Source organism: Nocardia sp. NPDC127606 (assembly GCF_042671725.1).
In the GTDB taxonomy this organism is placed as follows: domain Bacteria; phylum Actinomycetota; class Actinomycetes; order Mycobacteriales; family Mycobacteriaceae; genus Nocardia.
The window spans coordinates 18,583-39,902 of record NZ_JBHXWQ010000010.1 but is presented as its reverse complement, the minus strand read 5'-3'; the positions used below and the strand labels follow the sequence as shown (position 1 = coordinate 39,902).

At 68.9% G+C, this 21,320-nt stretch carries 23 protein-coding genes; 13 read left to right on the top strand and 10 right to left on the bottom strand.

Going from position 1 to position 21,320, the window contains the following annotated elements; translation table 11 throughout:
- Positions 1-35: 35 nt before the first annotated feature.
- Positions 36-1,073, bottom strand: a complete 1,038-nt coding sequence (locus ACFVJ5_RS31285) for a beta-ketoacyl-ACP synthase III (RefSeq protein WP_379225717.1) — start codon at positions 1,071-1,073, stop codon at positions 36-38.
- A gap of 89 nt (positions 1,074-1,162) precedes the next feature.
- On the opposite strand from ACFVJ5_RS31285, the gene ACFVJ5_RS31280 reads away from it, so the two are divergent.
- Entirely contained in the window at positions 1,163-1,744 is a 582-nt protein-coding gene (locus tag ACFVJ5_RS31280; RefSeq protein ID WP_379225715.1) for a TetR/AcrR family transcriptional regulator, read from the top strand.
- Between the two features lie 6 nt (positions 1,745-1,750).
- Here ACFVJ5_RS31280 and ACFVJ5_RS31275 read toward each other — a convergent pair whose 3' ends face one another.
- Positions 1,751-2,653, bottom strand: a complete 903-nt coding sequence (locus ACFVJ5_RS31275) for an alpha/beta hydrolase fold domain-containing protein (RefSeq protein ID WP_379225713.1) — start codon at positions 2,651-2,653, stop codon at positions 1,751-1,753.
- 100 nt (positions 2,654-2,753) lie between these two features.
- Positions 2,754-3,296, bottom strand: a complete 543-nt coding sequence (locus ACFVJ5_RS31270) for a YaeQ family protein (protein ID WP_379225711.1) — start codon at positions 3,294-3,296, stop codon at positions 2,754-2,756.
- A gap of 86 nt (positions 3,297-3,382) precedes the next feature.
- Here ACFVJ5_RS31270 and ACFVJ5_RS31265 point away from each other — a divergent pair, with 86 nt between their 5' ends.
- The gene (locus ACFVJ5_RS31265) at positions 3,383-3,814 is read left to right on the top strand and encodes a hypothetical protein (RefSeq protein ID WP_379225709.1); all 432 of its coding nucleotides are present in this window, start codon (positions 3,383-3,385) and stop codon (positions 3,812-3,814) included.
- Positions 3,815-3,847: 33 nt separating this feature from the next.
- Here the strand turns inward: ACFVJ5_RS31265 and ACFVJ5_RS31260 are convergent, their stop codons facing one another.
- From ACFVJ5_RS31260 to ACFVJ5_RS31240, 5 genes are all read right to left on the bottom strand, one after another.
- Positions 3,848-4,186 (bottom strand): MmcQ/YjbR family DNA-binding protein, encoded by a 339-nt coding sequence (locus ACFVJ5_RS31260; RefSeq protein WP_379225707.1) that lies wholly within the window; start codon positions 4,184-4,186, stop codon positions 3,848-3,850.
- Positions 4,187-4,245: 59 nt separating this feature from the next.
- Positions 4,246-5,130: a metal ABC transporter permease gene (locus tag ACFVJ5_RS31255; RefSeq protein WP_378994708.1), complete on the bottom strand. Its 885-nt coding sequence runs from the start codon at positions 5,128-5,130 to the stop codon at positions 4,246-4,248.
- Positions 5,127-5,861 carry a metal ABC transporter ATP-binding protein gene (locus ACFVJ5_RS31250; RefSeq protein WP_358116468.1) on the bottom strand — a complete coding sequence of 245 codons (735 nt, stop codon included), beginning with the start codon at positions 5,859-5,861 and terminating at the stop codon, positions 5,127-5,129. Before ACFVJ5_RS31250 ends, ACFVJ5_RS31255 begins: the two co-directional genes overlap by 4 nt.
- Positions 5,858-6,730 (bottom strand): metal ABC transporter substrate-binding protein, encoded by an 873-nt coding sequence (locus ACFVJ5_RS31245; RefSeq protein WP_379225705.1) that lies wholly within the window; start codon positions 6,728-6,730, stop codon positions 5,858-5,860. Before ACFVJ5_RS31245 ends, ACFVJ5_RS31250 begins: the two co-directional genes overlap by 4 nt.
- Before the next feature lie 133 nt (positions 6,731-6,863).
- Positions 6,864-7,238: a cupin domain-containing protein gene (locus tag ACFVJ5_RS31240; RefSeq protein ID WP_379225703.1), complete on the bottom strand. Its 375-nt coding sequence runs from the start codon at positions 7,236-7,238 to the stop codon at positions 6,864-6,866.
- Between the two features lie 80 nt (positions 7,239-7,318).
- On the opposite strand from ACFVJ5_RS31240, the gene ACFVJ5_RS31235 reads away from it, so the two are divergent.
- Complete coding sequence (locus ACFVJ5_RS31235) at positions 7,319-7,759, top strand: MarR family winged helix-turn-helix transcriptional regulator (protein ID WP_379225701.1); 441 nt, start codon at positions 7,319-7,321, stop codon at positions 7,757-7,759.
- A 212-nt stretch (positions 7,760-7,971) separates the two neighbouring features.
- Entirely contained in the window at positions 7,972-8,202 is a 231-nt protein-coding gene (locus tag ACFVJ5_RS31230) for a hypothetical protein (protein WP_358068415.1), read from the top strand.
- A gap of 47 nt (positions 8,203-8,249) precedes the next feature.
- On the opposite strand, the gene ACFVJ5_RS31225 is transcribed toward ACFVJ5_RS31230, so the two are convergent.
- Positions 8,250-9,674, bottom strand: coding sequence for an amidase (locus tag ACFVJ5_RS31225; protein ID WP_379225699.1), 1,425 nt, complete (start codon positions 9,672-9,674; stop codon positions 8,250-8,252).
- 102 nt (positions 9,675-9,776) lie between these two features.
- Here ACFVJ5_RS31225 and ACFVJ5_RS31220 point away from each other — a divergent pair, with 102 nt between their 5' ends.
- From ACFVJ5_RS31220 to ACFVJ5_RS31180, 9 genes are all read left to right on the top strand, one after another.
- A complete protein-coding gene (locus tag ACFVJ5_RS31220) occupies positions 9,777-11,054 on the top strand; it encodes an ATP-grasp domain-containing protein (RefSeq protein ID WP_379225697.1) in 1,278 nt (425 codons plus the stop codon).
- The gene (locus ACFVJ5_RS31215) at positions 11,051-11,878 is read left to right on the top strand and encodes a hypothetical protein (RefSeq protein WP_379225695.1); all 828 of its coding nucleotides are present in this window, start codon (positions 11,051-11,053) and stop codon (positions 11,876-11,878) included. The genes ACFVJ5_RS31220 and ACFVJ5_RS31215 overlap by 4 nt, the downstream gene beginning before the upstream one ends.
- Positions 11,875-12,978 (top strand): PLP-dependent cysteine synthase family protein, encoded by a 1,104-nt coding sequence (locus tag ACFVJ5_RS31210; protein ID WP_379225693.1) that lies wholly within the window; start codon positions 11,875-11,877, stop codon positions 12,976-12,978. The genes ACFVJ5_RS31215 and ACFVJ5_RS31210 overlap by 4 nt, the downstream gene beginning before the upstream one ends.
- Complete coding sequence (locus ACFVJ5_RS31205) at positions 12,975-14,279, top strand: MFS transporter (RefSeq protein ID WP_379225691.1); 1,305 nt, start codon at positions 12,975-12,977, stop codon at positions 14,277-14,279. The genes ACFVJ5_RS31210 and ACFVJ5_RS31205 overlap by 4 nt, the downstream gene beginning before the upstream one ends.
- Positions 14,280-14,284: 5 nt before the next feature.
- Positions 14,285-15,232, top strand: a complete 948-nt coding sequence (locus ACFVJ5_RS31200; RefSeq protein WP_379225689.1) for a hypothetical protein — start codon at positions 14,285-14,287, stop codon at positions 15,230-15,232.
- Entirely contained in the window at positions 15,229-16,041 is an 813-nt protein-coding gene (locus tag ACFVJ5_RS31195; protein WP_379225687.1) for an ABC transporter ATP-binding protein, read from the top strand. Before ACFVJ5_RS31200 ends, ACFVJ5_RS31195 begins: the two co-directional genes overlap by 4 nt.
- Entirely contained in the window at positions 16,038-17,126 is a 1,089-nt protein-coding gene (locus ACFVJ5_RS31190; RefSeq protein WP_379225685.1) for a FecCD family ABC transporter permease, read from the top strand. Before ACFVJ5_RS31195 ends, ACFVJ5_RS31190 begins: the two co-directional genes overlap by 4 nt.
- Before the next feature lie 59 nt (positions 17,127-17,185).
- Entirely contained in the window at positions 17,186-18,178 is a 993-nt protein-coding gene (locus tag ACFVJ5_RS31185) for an ABC transporter substrate-binding protein (protein ID WP_379225683.1), read from the top strand.
- Positions 18,179-18,327: 149 nt separating this feature from the next.
- Entirely contained in the window at positions 18,328-19,830 is a 1,503-nt protein-coding gene (locus ACFVJ5_RS31180; RefSeq protein WP_379225681.1) for an AIM24 family protein, read from the top strand.
- A 60-nt stretch (positions 19,831-19,890) separates the two neighbouring features.
- On the opposite strand, the gene ACFVJ5_RS31175 is transcribed toward ACFVJ5_RS31180, so the two are convergent.
- Entirely contained in the window at positions 19,891-21,183 is a 1,293-nt protein-coding gene (locus tag ACFVJ5_RS31175) for a hypothetical protein (protein WP_379225679.1), read from the bottom strand.
- Positions 21,184-21,320: the final 137 nt, after the last annotated feature.

Below are 21,320 nucleotides of genomic sequence, written 5' to 3'. Positions count from 1 at the left end.
CTTCTACCGCCGCGACAGCTGCGCGCGCTGGTGAACTAGGCGATCGGCGGCAGGTGAACGACCTGGCCCGCGTACGCCAGACCGGCGCCGAAGCCGAGCAGCAGCGCGGTGTCACCGGGGTTGGCGGCGCCGGAGCGCACGAGCTGTTCCATGGCCATCGGAATGGAGGCGGCGCTGGTGTTGCCGGTTTCGATGATGTCGCGCGCGACGGCGACAGTGTCGGGCAGGCCGAGGGTGCGGACCAGCGCGTCGGTGATGCGGATATTGGCCTGATGCGGAACGAACGCGTCGAGGTCGTCGGCCGTGAGGCCCGCGTGGTCCAGCGCGTCACGACACGCCTTTTCCAGAAACGTGACGGCCCAGCGGAAGACCTCGGTGCCGTTCATCCGGATGTAGGGGCGTTGCGACGTGCCGCCGCTGGCCTCCGCCGCGGCGACTTCGGCGAAATACTCCAGGAAGTCCTTGTCCTGTTTGATCGCCGAGGTGCGCGCGCCATCCGAACCCCACGCGACCGGGCCGATCCCCTCCTGCTCGGCCGGGCCGACGACGACCGCACCGGCACCGTCGGCGAAGATGAACGCGCACCCGCGATCGGTGGTGTCGAGCAGATCCGACAACCGCTCCACCCCGATCACCAGCACCTGCCGCGCCTGACCCGAGCGCACCAGATTGGCCGCATCGGCCAACGCGTAGCAGAAGCCCGCACAGCCCGCGGAGATGTCGAAGGCGGCGGTGTCGTGCATGCCGAGTTCGGTCGCCACCACCGCGCCCGCCGACGGACCGAGCACCATCTGCGACGACGTCGCCAGCACCACCGCGTCGATCTGGTCGGCGCTCACCCCGGACGCCGTGAGCGCGTCCCGAGCGGCCGCGACGCTCATCGAGACGATCGTCTCGTCGGGCTCGGCCCAGTGCCGGGCGGCGATCCCGGAACGCGTCTTGATCCACTCGTCCGACGACTCGATCGCGTCGACGATCTCGGCGTTGGGCACAACACGGCGCGGGCGGTACACGCCGAGGCCGAGAATTCCCGCGTGGGTGACCGGAACCGCGGTGGCAATGGGGGTGGGCATGACATCCTCTCCATATGAACCGATCGGTTCACGTAGGAATAGGTCTAACATGAACCGATCGGTTCAATCAAGGGGTAGGAGAAGATCGGATGGCCGCCGGACCACGCGCCCGACTCATCGAGCACACGATCAGCACCGTCCAGGAACACGGCGTGCACGCGTCCTCCCTCAGCGAACTGCTCGAGCGCAGCAGAACCTCACGCAACTCGCTGTACCAGCACTTCCCTTCCGGCAAGGGCGAATTGGTGCAGACAGCGGCACGGATCGTGGCCCGCCTGGTGTACTCGCACGTGAGCGCGATGGCCGACGCCCTCCAGACCGCGCCGTCGGCCCAGCAGTGGCTCACCGATCTGCTCGCCTTCTGGCGCGCCCCACTGGAAAAGTCCGACTACACCGCGGGCTCGTTCATGATGGCGGCCGCTCTCGACGAACTCGACCCCGCCGTCCAGTCCATCGCGGGCCAGGCGTTCGCCGAATGGACCGCCCGGCTCGCCGACGGGATCGTCGCCACCGGGATCGAGCGCGCGACCGCGGTGTCGCTGGCCGGGTTCCTGCTCACCACCATCGAGGGCACGATCGTGCACAGCCGCGCGCTCAAGTCCGCACACCCGTTCGACCAGGCGGTCACTCAGCTCACGATCCTGTTCAAGGTGCACCTGTCCGAGCGGTGAGCTGTCTCACGAGATGCTTTGTGCCGCATCGAGTTCGGCGCGCAGGGTGGTGAGGATCCGGCGGCGGGCGGCCGCGCCTTCGGGGCTGGGCGTCAGCGGGTAGACGTGCACGAGTCCGGGTTCTTCCTGATAGTCGAGGTCGATGCCCGCCGCGCGCGCCTTCGCCGCCAGCAGGCGGGCATCGGGGTTCAGGATGTCGTCGGTGCCGGTGAACACGGTGATCGGGCCCAGCCCCGCGAGGTCGCCGAACAGCGGGCTGACCAGGGGATCCTTCATCGAGAGTTCGCCGCTCCACATCCTGCCGAACACCAGGCCACCGTCGCGACCCAGCCACGGGTCACGCAGCAGAACCGCGTCGATCTCGGGATTCTCGAGAGTGAGGTCGAGGGCGGGCGAGATCAGCAGCGTGCGGGGGACGATATGGCCCGCGTCGCGCAGGTGCAGCGCGGTGGACAGCGCGATCTGACCGCCCGCGGAGTCGCCGGCGAGGAAGGTCGGGCCGTAGCGCTCGTCGGCCGCGGTGACCAGTTCGGCGAAGCGGGGAATCACCTCGGCCGCGGTACCGAACGGAATCAGCGGATAGATCGGGACCGTCACGACGAGATGCGTCCGAGCGGCGATCCTGGCCGCGAGTTGCCAATGTTGGGACGCGATCTCGCCCACCCAGCCGCCACCGTGCGCGTACACGAGGCCACCGCGGGAGATCCCGTCCGACGGGGTCAGGGTGTAGATCGGCCAGCCACCGTCGTGCTCCACCGAGACCTCGACACCGCGGAGTTTGCGCGGCGGACCGTAGGCGAGGGGCCGCAGCCCGCGCTCGCGCACGTGCGCCGCGGCCAGCTCGGCATCGACGTAATTCCGGTTGCGCCGGGTGACCCGCAGGAATCCCGGAATCACGAACCGACTCATCACACCGGGCACCGCGACCTCCACTCGACGACGAGACCGGTGCGGTCCAAGCGCTCGGGCCGAGCGTCACCGGTTCCAGCCAAGCTACTCCGTGCCGGCCTCAGCCGAGGGGCTGCTCGGTGACATCGGTGCGCAGGCTGGTGCCGTTGAGGTCCAGATAGAGCACGCCCTCGGTGACCGAGAGGGTGGCGGTATTGCGACGGTCGACCAGCCCCGCGGCCTCCTCGATGAACGCGCGATCGAAACTGACCAGCGGAATCTGCGCCGCGTTGTGAATCTTCTTGCCCGCGTACTGCGCGAGCACCTTCGCCGGGTCGCGGTGGGTATAGACCACAGCCCGACCAGCCAGTTTGCTCCCACGATGAATACGATCCGCGTCGGGTGCGCCGACCTCGATCCACGCGGTCGTCCGGCCGGTCATGTCCCGAACCTGCACCGCGGGCTCATCGGTGGCCGAAATCCCGCCGTCGCTGAACACAATCCCCTCCTCGTACTGCAAGCAGTAGGCGAGGATCCGGGTGATCATGTACTCGGCCGTCTCCGACGGGTGCCGGGCGACCCGCAACTCGAGATCCTCGTACACCCCCCGATCCACATCGGCGAGCTGAACGGCGAAGTTGTGCAGTGTTGCGCTGAGTGCCATAGGAGCTCCGACCCTACCGGGCCGCAACGTCGACTACTCGCGAGCACCCGGTTGCACTTGCCGGTCCGGACCGCCAGCATCTGTACATGAGAATCACTCACGTTTCGACTCTGGCCGCCGTTCTCCTCGCACTCGGCACGGCAACCGCCGCGGCAGAGCCGAATGCGGCCGACTCCCCCCGCCAGGCCATCGCCCGCGCCTACCTCGACGCCCTGGTTTCCCACGACGCGAGCGCGGTCCCCTTCGCCCCCGACGCCACCCGCGTCGAGGTCGGCCTCCAAACCGGCTACTCGGGCCCGCAACTGAGCGCCGACTTGGAGAACGGCCTCCAGTACCGCGTGATCCAAGGCATTCGCGACCTCACCATGTCCGAATCCGGCGACACGGTCACCACCCACTACCTCCTCGACACCGGAGTGGCCGATATCCGCCTGACCACCGTGGAGATCACCGAGACGTTCGTCATCCCGGTGGACTCCATCCAAACGATCGAGGCCACGATCACGCCGGTGCTGTAAAGCGATCTCGCGGCCCGATGGGCGGTCTCGCGCTCACTGGTCCGCATCCAGCAAGGCCCGCGGGGCGGCCTGGCGCCACGAGTCGGTGACTATGGCTTCCAGTTCCTCACGATCGTCGAGTGACGCCAGACGGACGCGGACCCAGGGGTTACCGGACTCGTGCGAGGCGATCCAGAATTTGCCGGGTTCGGCCAGGACCAGTTCGTCGCGGTCGAGAATCGGGCAGCGGACCGCCATCGAGGTCTCGTCTTCGGGGAGGGTGAGGAACAGCTTGCCTGCGACTTTGAAAATCGGCATGCCCCAAGCGAATTGCTCTGCCGTCTGCGGCAGCGACAGCACGAAGGCACGGACGTCCTCCCCGGTGACATTCATGCCCACATCCTGACACCACACACCGACACGATCGGATCCGTCGCCGCGGGCCGGGACCGCTAGTCGACCGCGCCGAGGGTGGCGACGGTTTTCCGGGCGCGGGAGGCGGTGATCCGGCGGCCTATCACGCCGTGGCGGGGGGCGAAGAGGTAGACGAAGGTGAACGCGACGCCCTGGGTCACTACGACCATGCCGCCCGCGGCGGTGTCGAGGTGGTAGCTGATGTAGAGGCCGGTGACCGCGCACAGCACCGAGATGGTGGGGGCGATGACGAGCATGCGGGAGAAGCGGTCGGTCAGGAGATAGGCGGTGGCGCCGGGGATGATCAGCATGGCCACCACCAGGACCACGCCGACCGCTTGCAGCGCGACCACCGAGGTCAGGGCCAGCAGGGCCAGCAGCGCGGTGCCGAGGACGCGGGGGTTGAGGCCGATGGCGTGGGCGTGCGTGGCGTCGAAGGCGTAGAGGGTGAAGTCGCGGCGTTTGAGGACCAGGGCGACCAGGACGATGGCGGCCAGGATCATGATCTGGATCATCTCGCCGCGGCTCACGCCGAGCAGGTTGCCGAAGACGATGTGGTTCAGGTCGGTCTGGCTCGGCGTCACCGACACCAGTACCAAACCGAACGCGAACAGGGTGGTGAACACGATGCCGATGGCAGCGTCTTCCTTCACCCGGCTCGTATCGCGGACCACGCCGATCAACGCGACCGCGAGGAACCCGAAGATCACCGCGCCGACGGCGAACGGCCAGCCGACGATGTAGGCCAGCACCACACCGGGCAGCACCGCGTGCGACACCGCGTCACCCATCAGCGACCAGCCGATCAGCACCAGCCAGCACGACAGCACCGCACAGACCACGGCGGCCGTGACGGTGGTGGCCAGCGCGCGCACCATGAATTCGTAGCGCAGCGGGTCGATGAAGAATTCCTCGAGGCTCATCGGTCTCCGTCCACATCCAGGCCGAAGGCCTTGGCCAGGTTCTCCGGCCGCAACACCACATCGGGGTCGCCGTGCTCGAGCACCCGGCGGTTCAACAGCACTGCCTCGTCGGCCAATTGGGGCAACGCGTGCAGATCGTGGGTGGATACCAGGATGGTGGCCCCGTCGGCGGCGAGCTCACGCAACAGCGCGGTGATGGTCGCCTCGGAGCGTTTGTCGACACCGGCGAACGGCTCGTCGAGCAGCAGGATCGTGGCCTCCTGGGCGATGCCGCGAGCCACGAACGTGCGCTTCTTCTGCCCACCCGACAGCTGCCCGATCTGCCGGTCGGCCAGGTCGGTGAGCTCGACGCGGGCCAGCGCCGCGTCGACGGCGGCCCGGTCGGCCTTGCTCGCCCGGCGGGTGAAACCCATTTTCCCGTAGCGCCCGGTCATCACCACATCGCGCACCGACAGCGGGAAGCTCCAGTCCACGTCCTCGGACTGCGGCACGTAACCGAGGCTGCCCGCCTTGCGCGCGGCGGCCGGGGGGCGGCCGTTGATCAGCACCCGGCCTCGATCGGGCGTGACCAGTCCCATCACGGTCTTGAACAGCGTCGATTTGCCCGAGCCGTTCATGCCGATCAGCCCGCACACCCGGCCCGATTTCAGTGTCAGTTCGACAGTGTCGAGAGCGAGCACATCACCGTAATGGACTGTCACGTCCTGGATCTCGACGACAGGCGCGGTCATTTCGGGGCTCCGGCGAGTGCGGTCGCGATGGTCTTCGCGTCGTGGCGGATCAGGTCCAGGTAGGTCGGGACCGGCCCGTCGGCTTCGGAGAGCGAGTCGACATAGAGCACGCCGCCGAACCGGGAACCGGACGCCTCGACCACCCGTTGCATCGGCGCGTCCGACACCGTCGATTCGCAGAACACGGCGGGCACGCCGCGCTGGCGAACGAAGTCGATGGTAGAGCCGATCTGCTGCGGGGTGGCCTGCTGTTCGGCGTTGACCGGCCAGATGTACTTCTCGGTCAGCCCCGCGTCCCGAGCCAGGTAGGAGAACGCGCCCTCGCAGGTGACCAGGGCACGCTGGTCGGCGGGCAGGGTGTTCACCGCGGCGACGAGATCGTCGCGCACGGCGCCGAGCCGCGTTTTGTAGGCGTCCCCGTTGGCACGGTAGGCGTCGGCGTGTTCGGGGTCGAGATCGGTGAACGCGCGGACCATGTTGTCGACGTAGATCTGCGCGTTCACCGGCGACATCCAGGCGTGCGGATTGGGCTTGCCCCGGTAGGCGTCCTCGCTGATGTCCATCGGCGCCACCCCTTCGCTGACCACGGCGTGCGGCACATCGAGGTCGGCGACGAACTGGTTGAACCAGGCTTCGAGGTTGAGCCCGTTGTCCAGGATCAGATCGGCCTTCGCGGCCTTCTTGATATCGCCCGGCGTCGGCTCGTATCCATGGATCTCGGCCCCCACCTTCGTAATCGATTCGACCCGCAGGTGCTCGCCCGCCACATTCCGCGCCATATCGGCCAGGACCGTGAAGGTGGTGAGAACCACCTTCTTGCCATCGTCATCGGAGGTGATCCCCCCGCAGGCAGTGAGCGCGAACGCCATGGCACTCAGAACGCATGCCGCAAGCACCCGGCGTCTAGCCGGCGAACGGTAGAACCCAACCCACATTCCAGAATTATATTGTTCGGGTGGCCGAACTTTCAAGTTCTGGCCTTGAAACAGTCGCGAGGACGGCTCAGGATGCCCAGGGCGGGGTGAAAGTAGAGCCGTCGGGGAGCTCTGCCGCGAAGCCGACCCGCACGGTCACCAACAGCGTGGCGATCTCGTCGGTCGAGTTCGCGAGGGCGATCATCGAACCGGCGGGCGCGACCGCCGCGTCACCGGGTTTCATCGGCGCGGATTCGCCGTCGATCGTCATGGTCACCTCGCCCGACAGCAGAACAAAGGCCTCCTCACCCAGGATGCGATGGGGCACCCCGACCGAATCGGCCTGAACCTCGGTCTGCCAGACACAGAGTTCGGCACTGCCGGTACCCGGTCGGACGAGGGACGTGAAGCGGGCGTTGTGCACCTCGTGCACCGGCGCGTCCGCGAAACGGATCACTGGCATTCCAAACCTCCATAAGGTCAAGCAACTTGTCTATATAGTCAAGTAGATTGACCACTGTGTCAAGTGCCAGAATGACTGCCGTGCCCGCGAACGCAGACCTGCCCCTCCTCCTGCTCGCGGCAGCGGCCGAGGTAACCCAGGCGGTGAACGCCAGGGTCGCCGCGGCGGGGTTCACCGACATCCGGCCGACGCACGGCTTCGCGTTCGTGCGCATGGCGCCCGACGGCGCGACGGTCGGGGAGATCGCCGACCACCTCGGCGTCACCAAACAGGCAGCCAGCCAGCTGGTCGACGAGCTGGTCACCAAGGGCTACGCCGATCGCAATCCACACCCGCGCGATGCGCGCGCCCGCCTGATCACCCTCACCGAGCGCGGCTGGGCGTGCACACGGGCCGCCGACGCCGCCTTGGCCGAATTCACCCAGAACTGGTCGGACACCCTCGGCGCCACCACTCTCACCCAGGTCAGCAGGGCACTGGGTCGCGTCGTCACCCCGGGACGAGTACGCCCGAGCTGGTGAACCGTCACCACCGCCGTAACCAAATCTTGCGAATCGACGATTTGCATAACGGGTACCCAACAATCCGAAGAACTGGATTTTCAAAACCTGCGCGGTGTCACGGCGAGCGGCATACTCTCGGATCGAGCGGTGACGCGCCACCGCAGCACCCGGGCCGACGGTCCGGGTAGCGCACTCGTCACGTCACCGTTCGCCTCGATCCCGGAGGGTCAATGTCAGTCCTGGTCACCGTTCCCACTATCGACACCGTCACTCGGCACAAGTACGAGCGGCTGCAGTACACCGGTTCGGCCGGCGTGGTCGCCTCGCTCGAGGACGCCCGCCTCGTCGATCGCTGGCGCGCCGACTACCCCGGCTGGGACGGCGAGCACTGGGCATTCGACGCGGGCACCGACAGCCCGGGACGACTGCGCCCGATCAATGTCGCGGTGCGCAACAACTGATCAACGCGGCGACGAGCGCCTGATCAGCGCGGTGCACACCACCCTGATCAGGCAGCGCCCGCGGCGGCAGCCCGATCGACGATCCGCGGGAACGGGCTCGCCGCTTCCAGCTGGTAGGCCAGGTCGAGCAGTGTCCGCTCGTCACCACGGCGCGCGGCCAGCTGGATCGATCCGGGCAGACCGCTCGGCTGCAGGCCGTGCGGCAGCGAAATGCCAGGTCCCCCACCGACATTGTTGAGCGGGGTGAAGCCCACGTAGTCGGCGAGCTTGGCGAACAGCGCGTCGAACGGCTGGCCGGGCGCGAGCTCGCCGATGCGCGGCGCGGGATGCGAGAGCACCGGGGTGAGCAGCACGTCGACCTCGGCGAAATGCCTGTCGTAGGCCGCGACTCCCCCGCGCAACCGCCACGTCGACGCGGCCACCGCGAGCGGATTGCGCTTGGCCAGCCCGATCAGACCGGTGGTGAACGGGTCGAGCTTGCGCGAATCGAAGTACCCGCGGTGCCCCAACCGGAACGACAGTGCCATCGCCGCGGCCATCACCGCCCAGTACTGCTTGAAGTCCTCGACGAAGCGCGGATCCACATCCAGACGCATCTCGACGATCTCGTGGCCGAGGCCCTCGAGCACTGTCGCCGCGGATGCCAGGACGACGCCGTTGTCGGCGTGCACCGGCCGACCGAGGACATCGGCGGTGATCAGGCCGATCCGCAGCCGTCGCGCACTCGGCCCCTCGACCAACCCCACCGGCGTCAGAGCCGGATTCGCGCCGAATCGTTCCACGGCGGCCAGGTAGTGCGCGGTATCGCGGACCGAGCGGGTGAGCACGCCTTCGGCGACCAGGTGCACCGGCAGTTTGCGGGCGCCCGGCTGGTCGAGCAGACGGTTGCGGGTGGTTTTCAGGCCCACGAGACCGTTGGCCGCGGCGGGGATGCGGATCGAGCCGCCGCCGTCGTTGGCATGCGCGATCGGTACCACCCCGGCCGCCACGAGCGCCGCCGAACCACCCGAGGACGCGCCGGCCGAGTATTCCGGATTCCACGGATTGCGGGTGGGCGCGCGATCGGTGAATTCGGTGCTGGCGGTGAGCCCGAATTCCGGCAGCGTCGACTTACCGAGCACGATCACGCCCGAGTGCAGGAACTGCGCGCCGGGACCGCTGGTCACCGTGGCCGGATGCGGCGTGAACGCGGCCGAGCCGTGGCAGCTGGGCAGCCCCGCGATGTCGGTGTTGTCCTTCACGAACGCGGGCACGCCGGCGAACACACCCGCGGTCTCCGGGGTCGACGCCGCGCGATCGAAACACGTCATCTGCACCGCGTCCAGACTCGGATCGACCCGCCGGGTCCTGGCGATCGCGGCCTCGAGTACCTCCGACCGGCTCACCTCCCCCGCGCGCAACGCCGCGGCGACACCGACCGCGTCCAGCGTTCCGAGGGCATCGTCGGTGAATCCGTGCACGGCAGAGCTCATGTTCGCAGCGTAATGCGAGCCCGCGTCCCTTCGCAGCAGTAACGAACCTGCTCGTCCCGCTCGACTATCGCATTTCTATTGATAATGGTTATCATTAGCATCTTGCTCGAGGTTGGAGGACATGTGGGACACCTGCTGATGGTGGAGAGCTGGGTCGGTTCGATGAGCACCCTGCTCCCGGCGGGAATCAAGGACAGTGGCCACGAATTCAGCTTTCTGACCAGAGATCTCGGGCACTACCTGCGGGCGGGAACACCCGTGCCGCATCCCCTGCTCGGCGCGGCCAACGTGTTCACCGCCGAGACCAACGACGAGTCGACACTGCTGCCGCACGTGCGAAAACTGCAGGCGGCCTTCGGTTTCGACGGTGTACTCACCTCGTGCGACTACTACCTGCCGACCGTCGCCGCGATCGCCGCCGATCTCGGCTTGCCCGGGCCCGGCCGGAGCGCGGTGGCCGACGCCTGCGACAAGTACCGGACCAGGCTGATCTGCCGGGCCGCCGGTGTCGCGGGCCCTGCCTTCGCGGTCGCGCAGCAGTGGGATGAGATCGTCAGCGCCGCCACCGAACTCGGCTTTCCGCTGGTGGTGAAGCCGGTCGACCTGTGCGGCGGGATGTTCGTCCGCCGGGTCCGCGACGAGGCCGAGTTGCGCGTCGCGGTGGACGCCATCGCCGGATTCCCCATCAACGCCCGAGGGCAGCACCGCTCACCACGCATCCTGCTCGAAGAGTGTGTGGACGGTCCTGAATTCAGCGTGGAGACAGTCACCGTCGCCGGGCAGACGACGGTGATCGGAGTGACCGACAAACAGATCACCGGCGCGCCCGCGTTCATCGAGTCCGGCCACATGTTCCCCGCCGCCCTCGAGCCCGGCGACGCCACCGCTGTGGCCGAGCTGGCAGTCGCGGCGATCACCGCGCTCGGCCTCGACGCGACCGTCGCGCACACCGAGGTCAAACTGGGCGCGCAGGGCCCGCGCCTGATCGAGGTGAACCCCCGCCCCGCCGGGAACCGCATCACCGAACTGGTGCGACGGGTCACCGGAATCGACCTCACCGCGGTGCACGCCGAAGCTGTCGCGGGCGGGAAGCCCGATCTGACACCTGGGCAGACCGGTATCGCCAGCGCGGCCGTCGCGTTCGCCGTGCCGACCGATACCGGCCTGCTGACCAGGGTCGACGGTGCGCGGGACTGGGCGGCGGACCCCAGAATCGTGGAGCGGAAACTGGCGGACCCCGGCACCGAGGTGCGCCCGGCGACCGACAACAACACCTATCTCGGTCACGTCATGGTGGTGGACGAAACCCACCGCACCACCGGCGATCTCGCACAGCGATTGATCGCCGATCTCCGTTTCGAACTCGACGGTGCGCGATGATCGAATCCGCCGTGCGCCCCGACTCCGTCGCCGAGCTCATCACGTGGGCGCGCCGGGGCAGGCTCGGACCCGAACCGGCAACCCTGCACGCGTCCACGGCGTTTCGCACCGCCTACGGCACCCGGCACGCGGGCCGCTCTCGCGGATACCGCAACGAGGTGCTGAGCCTGCGGGTCGGCGCGGCGGTGGGCTCGTGCGGGCTCGAACCCGGCACTGCCACCGACGATCTGGTCGACAGCTGTGTCGCGGCGACGATCGGCGAATTGCTCGAACATCCGGTACCCGCGGTCCGGATCGCCGCGCTCGACGCCTATCTGATGCACGTCCGTCCGCATCCGCACGCGGGTGGTGCGCAGGGCGAACCGGTGGTGATCGACGGGCCGACCTCGCTGACGAAGTCGCGCCGCCGGGCGAGCGCCGTCGTCGACCTGCTGCCCGCCGGGGTGTCGCGGGTGCTGGTGGTGGGCGTGGTCGGTTCGCTGCTCGCCGAGTTGCGGGCGCGCGCCATCGCGTATCTGCCGTGCGACCTCGCCGGTGGCGTCACCGAATGGGGTGAGCCGGTCTTCGAATCGGTCGCCGACGCTCCGTCGGACTACGACGCGCTGCTGGTCACCGGAATGTCGCTGGGTAACGAGACATTCGACGAATTCCGTGCCGTGGCGAACCGGCGCGGCCTGCCGCTGGTGCTGTTCGCCCAGACCGGCAGCGCGGTGCTGCCCTGGTTCCTCGGCGCGGGCGTGCACGCGGTCTCGGCCGAGCCCTACCCGTTCTTCTCCCTCGACGGCGGGCCGAGCGCCATCGTCACCTACCGAGAGCTGTCATGACATCCCCCCAACCCGCGCTCCTGCAGTTGATCGGCGGCACGCCGGCCGTGCCCGTTCCGGCCGGAAACAGCTGGTACACAGCGAAACTCGAAGCGGCGAGCGTGGCCGGCATGAAAGCCCGTGCGGCGGTGTCGATGTTGCGCGCCGCTGCGGCGAGAGGCGAGCTCGCGCCGGGCGCGACGATCATCGAATCCACCAGCGGCACTCTGGGACTGGGGCTGGCGCTGGCCTGCAAGGCACTCGGTCATCCGGTGGTGCTGGTGGTCGACGACGAGCTGGAACCCGATCTCCGCGCGTTGTTCTCGGCGTTTCAGATCCCGCTCGACGTGGTCACCGCACCACACCCGACCGGCGGCTGGCAGCAGGCGCGACTGGATCGGCTGGCCGCGTTGCTCGCCGCCACACCGGGCGCGTACTGGCCCGACCAGTACGACAACCCCGATAACGCGGGCGGCTATCAGGCGATGGGCGAGGAGATCCTCGCCCAGGTCGACGCCGTCGATGTGCTGGTCGCCTCGATCGGTTCCGGCGGGCACTGTGCCGGACTGGCCCGGGTGCTGCGCACACGGTGGCCCCGACTGCGGGTGATCGGGGTCGACGCCGTCGGCTCCCGGATCTTCGGCCAGCCCGACCGCCGCCGGCTCATGCGCGGTCTCGGCAGCAGCATCCTGCCCCGCAATGTCGCCTACGCCGACTTCGACGAGGTGCACTGGGTCGACGCCGCCGAGGCGGTCGCGTCGTGTCGTCGGGTCGCGGCGGCCACCGGCATCGCGGGCGGCTGGAGCACCGGCGCCGCCGCCCTGGTCGCGGGCTGGGTCGCCGAGCGCGAACCCGGCGCCCGCGTGCTGACCGTGTTCCCCGACGGGCCACACCGCTACCTGGGCACCATCTACAACGACGACTGGTGCCGAACCCACGGTCTGTTCCGCGCGCCCGCCACCGAACCCACCACGATCGCCACTCCGGACAGCGCGGAGGTGCTCGGCTGGGGCCGATGTTCGATCGTCCGCGACCCTGCCGCCGAGGCGAACAGTCCCCACTCCTACTCGGCCGGCTCCGACCGGACCTATACGGCTTTCCCGCACGGAACCACCGGATGAACGGCATCGACACCTTCCGCGCGTTACCGGGGGCCGTACGGCTGCTGCTCGTGAATCATCTTGTGGGCCATATCGGTTTCTATCTCCTCGTACCGTTTCTGGCCGACTACCTGCTCGACGACCTCGCGCTGTCGGCGGCCGTTGTCGGAATCGTGCTCGGGGTGCGCAATCTCAGCCAGCAGGGGCTGTTCCTCGTCGGCGGTTCGGCGGCCGACCGGCTCGGCGCACGCGGCGTGATCATGGTCGGCCTGGCGATCCGGGCACTCGGCTTCGCGCTGTTCGCCGTCGGCGGTTCGCTGCCGGTGGTGCTGACTGCCTCGGTGCTCACCGGTTTCGCGGGGGCGCTGTTCAATCCGGCGGTCCGCGCGTTCATCGCCCGCGACAGCGGTGCGCATTCGGCGCAGGCCTTCGCGCTGTTCAACGTATTCGGCAATACGGGTTCGGCGATCGGACCGGTACTCGGCACGATGTTGATAGCGGCGGGATTCCGGATATCCGCGCTGGTCGCGGCGGCGATCTTCGCGGTGCTGGCCGTGGTGCAGTGGCTCCTGCTGCCCGCGCGGGCGGTGCCCGCGCACGAGGGTGGGGTCGGGGCCGACTTCGCGACGGTGTTCACCGATCGACGGTTCTGGGCCTTCACCCTCGCGCTGATGCCGATGTTCGCTTTGCAGAGCCAGATCTACTTCCTGTTCACCCTCCAAGCGCAGGACAGTGCCGGGCCCGGTCACGGACCGGCGGCGGTGGCGGCGTTGTTCGTGGTCGAGACGATCGCCGTGGTGGCGCTGCAGGTTCGGGTCACCACGGTGCTGGCGCGCAGACCACAGCGCGGGCCCGCGATGGCGCTCGGGATGGCCGTCATGGGGGCCGCGTTCCTCCTGCCGCCGGCGATCGCCGGCATCGCCGTGTTCGAGGGAAACAGCGCGGCGGGCACAGCGATCCGGGTTGCTCCGGTGGTCGCGGCCGCGGTACTGCTCGCGATCGGCGTGACCGCGGTGCAACCCTTCGTCAACGAGGCGATCGGCCGCTTCGCCGGAACTCGGCTGACCGGAACCTATTTCGGCGCGTTCTATCTGGCGTCCGGCCTCTTCACGGTCGTCGCCACCTCGATCACCGGCGCGGTCCTCGACCACACCGGCGGACCCCTGAGCTGGCCGCCCGCACTGCTGTGCGCCGCCGCCGGTCTGTTGTCCGCCCTCGCGCTGCTGGGACTGCACCGCCGGAACCTGCTGCCCGAACCCGCGGCGGTCCCGCCCGAACTCGCGCCGGTCGCCGACGACCACACCCCCAGCGAAAAGCGATGAATCCGATGACAATTGACCTGCCCACGCCGGGAATCGGTGTCGGTCGCGCCTATGGAAGCTGCGGCGAACTGCTGCAGGGCGTCACCGCACAGAATCGGCATTTCCTGGTCACGCTCCCCATTCGGCGTGGCACGGTGGCCGTCTTCGAGCCGGGCGGCGACCGCATACAGGTGGCGCCGGAAGGCAAGTCGAAGGCAGCGCGTCTCGCGAGCGGGATGATCGGCAGATCGAGCGTGCTGCGTGGCGGGCGGCTCACCCTGCACAGCGAACTTCCCGAAGGCAAGGGGCTGGCCAGCTCCACCGCCGATCTCGTCGCCACCGCCCGCGCGGTCGCCGACGCCGAGGGCCGCTCGGTGCCCGTCGCCGAACTCGAAGCCGACCTGCGCGCCATCGAACCGTCCGACGGCGTCATGTATTCCGGCACCGTCGCCTATTTCCACCGCGAGGTGCGGTTGCTCGCCCGCCTCGGCACCCTCCCGGCACTGACGATCGTCACCGGTGACGAAGGCGGCTCGGTCGACACCGTCGAGTTCAACCGGGGCGAACCCGGTTTCAGCGCCGCCGACAAACACGAATTCGACAAGCTGCTCGGCGCCCTCGGCCCGGCGATCACCCACGGTGACATCGCCGCGATCGGCGCGGTGGCCACCCGCAGCGCCGTGTTGAGCGCCGCATCGCGTGACCGTCCGCATCTGGACGCGACCATCCGGGCAGCGCGCGCCATCGGTGCGGCCGGAGTCGTCGTCGCCCACAGCGGCACGACCACCGGCATCCTGCTCGCCGACAACGATCCACGCCTGCGCGAGCAAGTCCTCGCCGCGCACGAGATCTGCGCCGCCTTCGCCTGCTCGGTCGCGGTGCATCACTCGTGGCGACCCGGCGTACAGCGCGTCCCCACCGTCGATCACCCACACCTGATGACGATTCCCCGAACAGAGAGCTCGCCGCGATGATCACCGTCGATCAGATCCACTTCACCTACGACGGCCGAATCACCCTCGACAACATCAGCTTTCGTGTCGACCCCGGCAGCACGCTCGGGCTGATCGGCCCCAACGGTTCGGGCAAGTCCACGCTGCTGCGGCTGATGTATCGGGCACTGCGCCCGGCGGGCGGATCCGTCGTCATCGACGCGGAGCCGGTGGAACGGCTGCGCGGGCGCGAGCTCGCGAGTCGCCTCGCCGTCGTCGCACAGGAAGCGCCGCCGGACACGCCGGTCACCGTGGCCGAGACCGTCCTGCTCGGCAGGTCGCCGTGGGTCGGTGCGTTCCAGGGGTATTCGCGCGCCGACCGGATCGCCGCCGCGGCCGCGCTCGAACACGTGGGGGCGCGGGCACTGGCCGATCGCCGTTTCGCGACGCTCTCCGGCGGCGAACGCCAGCGCGTCCTGATCGCCAGAGCACTCGCCCAGCAGGCCGACCACCTGCTCCTCGACGAACCGACCAACCACCTCGACATCCGCTACCAGCACGAATTGCTCACCCTGGTCCGCGATCTCACCGCGACCACCACGGTCGTGGTGCTGCACGAGCTGAACCTGGCCGCCCGCTATTGCGACCGCCTCGTCCTGCTCGACCAGGGCCGCGTCGCCGCCGCGGGCACCGTCGCCGAAGTCCTGACCCCGCGGATCCTCGAGCCCGTCTACAAGATCCCCGTCCGCCGAACGTCGGCCTTCGGCGCTGTCCAGCTCCTCTTCGGCCCGGCCACCGAACCGCTCGCCACAACACCTCCGTCCGAGACCAGAGAGGCGGCCACGACATGACCGTGACCCTGGTGGCCGAGCCGGCCATCGACGATCTCGACCACGCCCGCCACCGCGGCCGCGCAGTGCTGCTGACGACCGGGCTGACCGTCGCGCTCGCCCTCACGCTGGTGGTCGCGGCCGGGCTCGGACCGGTCGCCGTGCCGCCGGGCACGGTGGCGCGCATCATCGGCCACCACGCCTTCGGTTACCCGGCGACCGTCGACTGGAGCGCCGCCCAGGACTCCATCGTCTGGCTGGTGCGGGTGCCGCGTGTGCTGCTCGGCGCGCTCGTGGGCGCCGCTCTGGCGATCACCGGCGCCGTCTTGCAGACCATCGTGCGCAATGTGCTCGCCGACCCCCACATCCTCGGCGTCACCTCGGGCGCGTCGACCGGCGCCGCGGTGTATCTGCTGTTCGGGGTCGCCGCGGCGACCACAGCCACCGCACTCGCGGCGAGCGCGTTCATCGGCGCGCTGATCGCCACCGCGCTGCTGTTCGTGATCTCGCGGATCAACGGCCGGCTCACCTCGCTGCGGCTGCTGCTGGGCGGGGTCACCATCGGCTACATCTTCTCGGCCGCGACCAGCTTCCTGATCTTCGCCTCCGACCGGCCCGAAGGCGCGCGCACCGTGCTGTTCTGGCTGCTCGGCTCGCTCGCGCCCGCCGCCTGGTCCTCGGTGGCGACCACCGTGGCCGTCGTCGCGGTGTCACTGCTCGCGGTACTGCTGATGGCACCCCGGCTGGACGCACTGGCTGCCGGTGACGACACCGCGCGCACGCTCGGCATCGCACCGAATCGAATTCGGCTGTGGGCGTTGCTGATCGTCGCGCTCGCGGTCGGCGCGGTGGTCGCCGTCGCGGGGGCGATCGGATTCGTCGGGCTGATCGTGCCGCACGTGGCCCGGCTGTGTACCGGTGGCACACATCGGCACCTACTCGTGGTCAGCGCGCTGATCGGCGCGCTGTTCCTGGTGATCGCCGATGTCGCCGCACGCACCGTCTTCGCACCACGCGAACTGCCCATCGGCATCGTCACCGCCGCGGTCGGCGCCCCACTGCTCCTCGTCCTGATCCGCCGCTTCCGTGCGACCGGCGAGTCCTGAATCCCACACCCCACCCGCTGTCCCGGTCACGACGACCGGCCAATCCCCACCACCGATCGATGAGGACCAACACCGTGTTCACCCGTGTCATCTCCGCCCGCCGCTCCGCCGCTCTCGTACTCGCCCTCCTCACCACTGCGATCGTTACCGGTTGCGGCACAACAGCTCCCGCCACCACACCCTCGGCAAGCGGTTTCCCGCTGACGATCTCGAGCTGCGGTCGCGACGTCACCTTCACCTCGCCCCCACAGCGCGTCGTCACGGTCGGATCCATCGCCGCACCGCTGATCGCGGCCGCGGGCGCCGCGGACCGCATCGTCACCCGCACCTTCGAAGCCGCCGCCTTCCCCGGCCAGTACGGCGACGCATTGCGGGGCATCGAAATCACCGCCCCCACCGCCGAACTCGCCCGCGAGGAGATCATCAGCCGGTCCCCCGACCTGGTCGTGAGCGTGGAAGGGCTCTCGGTGACCCCCGACGACCTCGCCCAGGTGAACATCCCGCTGATCGTGACCCGCGGCTACTGCCGCGACGCGGCGGGCACCTTCGAGGACGTCTTCGCCGACATCACCCTCTACGGAAAGCTCTTCGGTACCGAGAACGCGGCCGACGCCGAAGTCACCACGCTGAAGCAGCGAGTACAGGCCGTGACCGAACGGCACAGTGGCACGACGACTCCCCGTCCCGCCGCCGCGCTGATCCTGTCGCGCGACGGCGCCCAGCTCAAGGCCTATGGCGCCAAGAGCACCGTCCACGAACAGCTGAAGATCCTCGGCCTCGGCAACGTCTACGGCCAGATCGACAAGCGCAACTTCGAAGCCAACACCGAAACACTCATCGCCGCCGACCCCGAGGTGATCGTCCTGCTCACCCAGGGCGACCAGACACCCGACTCGGTGCGCACCGCCCTGCGCCAACGTCGGGAACTGGCCGGGCTGCGCGCGATCCGCGAGAACCGGATCATCGTGGCGCCCTTCGGTTACACCGGGCCGGGGCCGGTAGCCGTCGAGGGACTGGAAGTGCTCGACCGCGAACTGGCGCAGCTGCGATGACCGCCACCACCACCGCGATCCGGGCGCAGGGGCCCGCGCATCCGGGAAAACAGCCGGGCTGACGGCCGTCGCTGGCGCGGTGACGGCATACACGGCACTATCGAACGCGTGGAACACTTGCGAATCGCGCGACGTTCGGGTGCTGCGTCGTGACCGCGCTGGCTCCCGGCGAGAACCGGCCCGCGCCCGGTGATCAACTGACCGTCACGGTCGCGAGTTCGGCGTCGGTCGATGTGTCGGCCCTGCTGGTGAACGCGGCGGGCAAGGTGCGCTCCGACGCCGACTTCGTCTTCTTCAATCAGCCGACCGGGCCGGGCGTGGTGTACCGGCACGGCAACGGCGGACCCGACGTGGTGGGTGTGCAGACCTCGGCGTTGCCCGCCGATGTGGACAAGGTGGTGGTCACCGCGAGCCTCGACGGTCGTGGACCCGCCACTTTCGCCGCCGTCGGCACCTTGACCACCACCATCGAATCCGGTTCCACCGCACTGACTTTCCCGATCCCCGGACTCACCACCGAGAGCGGTGTGGTGTGCGTGGAGATCTATCGCCGCAACGGCGCGTGGAAGGTCCGCGCGATCGGTCAGGGTTACGACGACGGGCTCGCGGGTATCGCCTCGGCCTACGGGGTGAACCTCGACGATGACCCCGCACCCGCTGCGGCGCAGGACAATTCGGTCCCCGGTGCGGGCCCTGCCGGCGGCTATCAGGGTGCGCCCGGCCCTGGTCACCATCCCGGGTCCAACGCCCCGGTGCCGCCCGGCCGATTCGCGCCGCCGCCTGGGCCACCCCCGCTGCCCGGTCAGCCGGGCGGCTACCCAGCCGCTCCCCCACCGGGTGCGCCGGCCTACCCACCACCCGCCTACGGACAACCCGGCGGACCCGCTCAACAGCCAACGTATGCATCTCAGCAAGGAGCCCAGCCCGTGCACAGCGACCTGTTCGACCCCTCGCATGCCGAGGTCAACGGCCTCGGTATCCAGAAACAGGGCGGCAAGATGGTGAAGGTCGGGATGAACGGGGAGGTGATGGCACGGTCCGGGTCGATGGTGGCTTACCAGGGTGACCTGAAATTCGAAGCGCTCGGCTCCGGCGGCATCGGCCGCGCCATCCGCCAGCACCTCACCGGCGAAGGCGTGCCGCTGATGAAGGTGACCGGCCGCGGCGACCTGTTCCTGGCCAACAGCGCCGCCGACGTGCACATCATCGACCTCGACGGCACCGACGGGCTCACCATCAACGGCGCCAACGTCCTCGCCTTCGACTCCACGCTGCGCTACGACATCGGCCGCGTCCAGGGCGCCGCGGGCTACGCCTCCAACGCGGGCCTGTTCAACTGCGTCTTCACCGGCCGCGGCCGCATCGCCATCACCACGCACGGCACCCCGGTCGTCCTCACCGTCGACCAGGCCACCTACGCCGACCCCAACGCCGCCGTAGCGTGGTCGTCGAGCCTGCAGACCGGCATCAAGCGCAACGACTCCTTCGGCCTCGGTCGTCTGATGGGCCGCAGCACCGGCGAGGCGAGCACCCTGGCCTTCTCCGGCCGCGGCTTCGTCATCGTCCAGCCCTCCGAACTTCCCCCGGGCGGCCTCATCGGCGGCACCGGCGGCGGCCAGCAAGCGGGCACCGGCGGCAGCATCTTCGGCTGACCCGAACACGGAAAAGGCCGATACCCGCGCGTTCGCGGATATCGGCCTTTGTCCTGCCTGCTAGTTCGCGCGCTCCTTGCGGGCCTGGCGGCGGGCCTCACGCATGTCGTTGAGTTCCTGTTCCAGGCTCTCCGCGATGCGGAACTGGCCGGTGTCGTAGATGCTGGTCGGCTCGATCGCCTCGTAGCCGAAATTGGCTTCGGCGAACGCCTTTTCGACCCGGGCCTCGATGTCGGAGATGGCGCTCTTGCGGGCGGCGGGAACCGAATCGGTGGCCGGCTCCGGCTTGGCAGGCTCCTTGGCCGGCTCCGGCGCCACGACGGGCGCGGGGGCGGATTTCTTGGCGGTGGCCTTGTCCGCGGCGGACGGCTTGCCGATGCCGAAGCGCTTGCGCTTCTCCGGCGGGCGGCCGTTGCCGTTGGTGACCGGCTCGGTGGGGGTCCAGGCGGGTTCGCGGGTGATCGGCGTCGTAGCGGCCGTTTCGGTGGCGGCGATCGCCTCGGCGCGAGCCGCGCTCGTCATCGGCGGGGTGTAGGTGAGGCGGATCCCCTCGGTGGCCTGACGGCCGAGGATGTTGTCGGCGGGGTCGGGCAGGTCCCTGACCTGGCTGGTCGCGCGAGTGATGGCCAAGCCGTACCTGGCGCTGACCGCGTCGTGGATCAGCAGCGCGACACCGATCATCACCGGCGCGACCGCGTGCACGGCGACGTCGTACCACCGTCCCTCCCGCACGTAGGGATAGGTGTTGAGGGTGACGGTGAGCCCCAGCAGCGCGAGCTCGGCGAGCGCGACCTGGCGGCGGTTGTCGATCACGCCCCACTCGGCGACCTTGTTCGTGCCGACCATGATGATGATCAAACACACGCTGATCATCGCTTCGAGCAGATAGCTGAACCAGAACAGCGGATCGCTCGGCCCACCGGGCGCGATGTTCTGCTGCACGTTCACCGCAGACCACAGCATGCCCGCGCCGACCACACCGGCCAGTGCCTTCAGCGACCACGACCGGTGCCGGTACAGCGAAGCGAGCTTCGCGTGCGGGCTCGATTCGCGACGCTGGGACGCCATCGCCTTCCTGGCGAGCAGCAGATCTCGCATGTCGGCCTTCTCGATCGCTTCGGTGGTCTGTCGGCTGCGGTCCGATGCGGACGCCATCGCCTGGGTGTGCTTCCAGCGCTGCTCGCGATCCTGTTCACGGATGCGTTCGGCGAGTTCGCGTTCGGCGCGCAACTCGTCTTCGGAGAGCGCGTCGGTGAGGGCCGGATCGAATTGGTAAGCAAGACGCCCGCGGGCACGTTCGACTCGCTGGGCGAGCTGGCTGACGTCGTCCTCGAGACCGGATTCGATCGTCATGCCAGACCACCGCCCCGGGCGCGCGAAGGCAGGCAGGTGACCACAGGTGTGAACGGCACGGACCATTCTTAGTCGATATACCCTCGAGCGCGAAACCGATGCTCCTACACGGCTCCCCGAACACGGCGCGCCGCGCG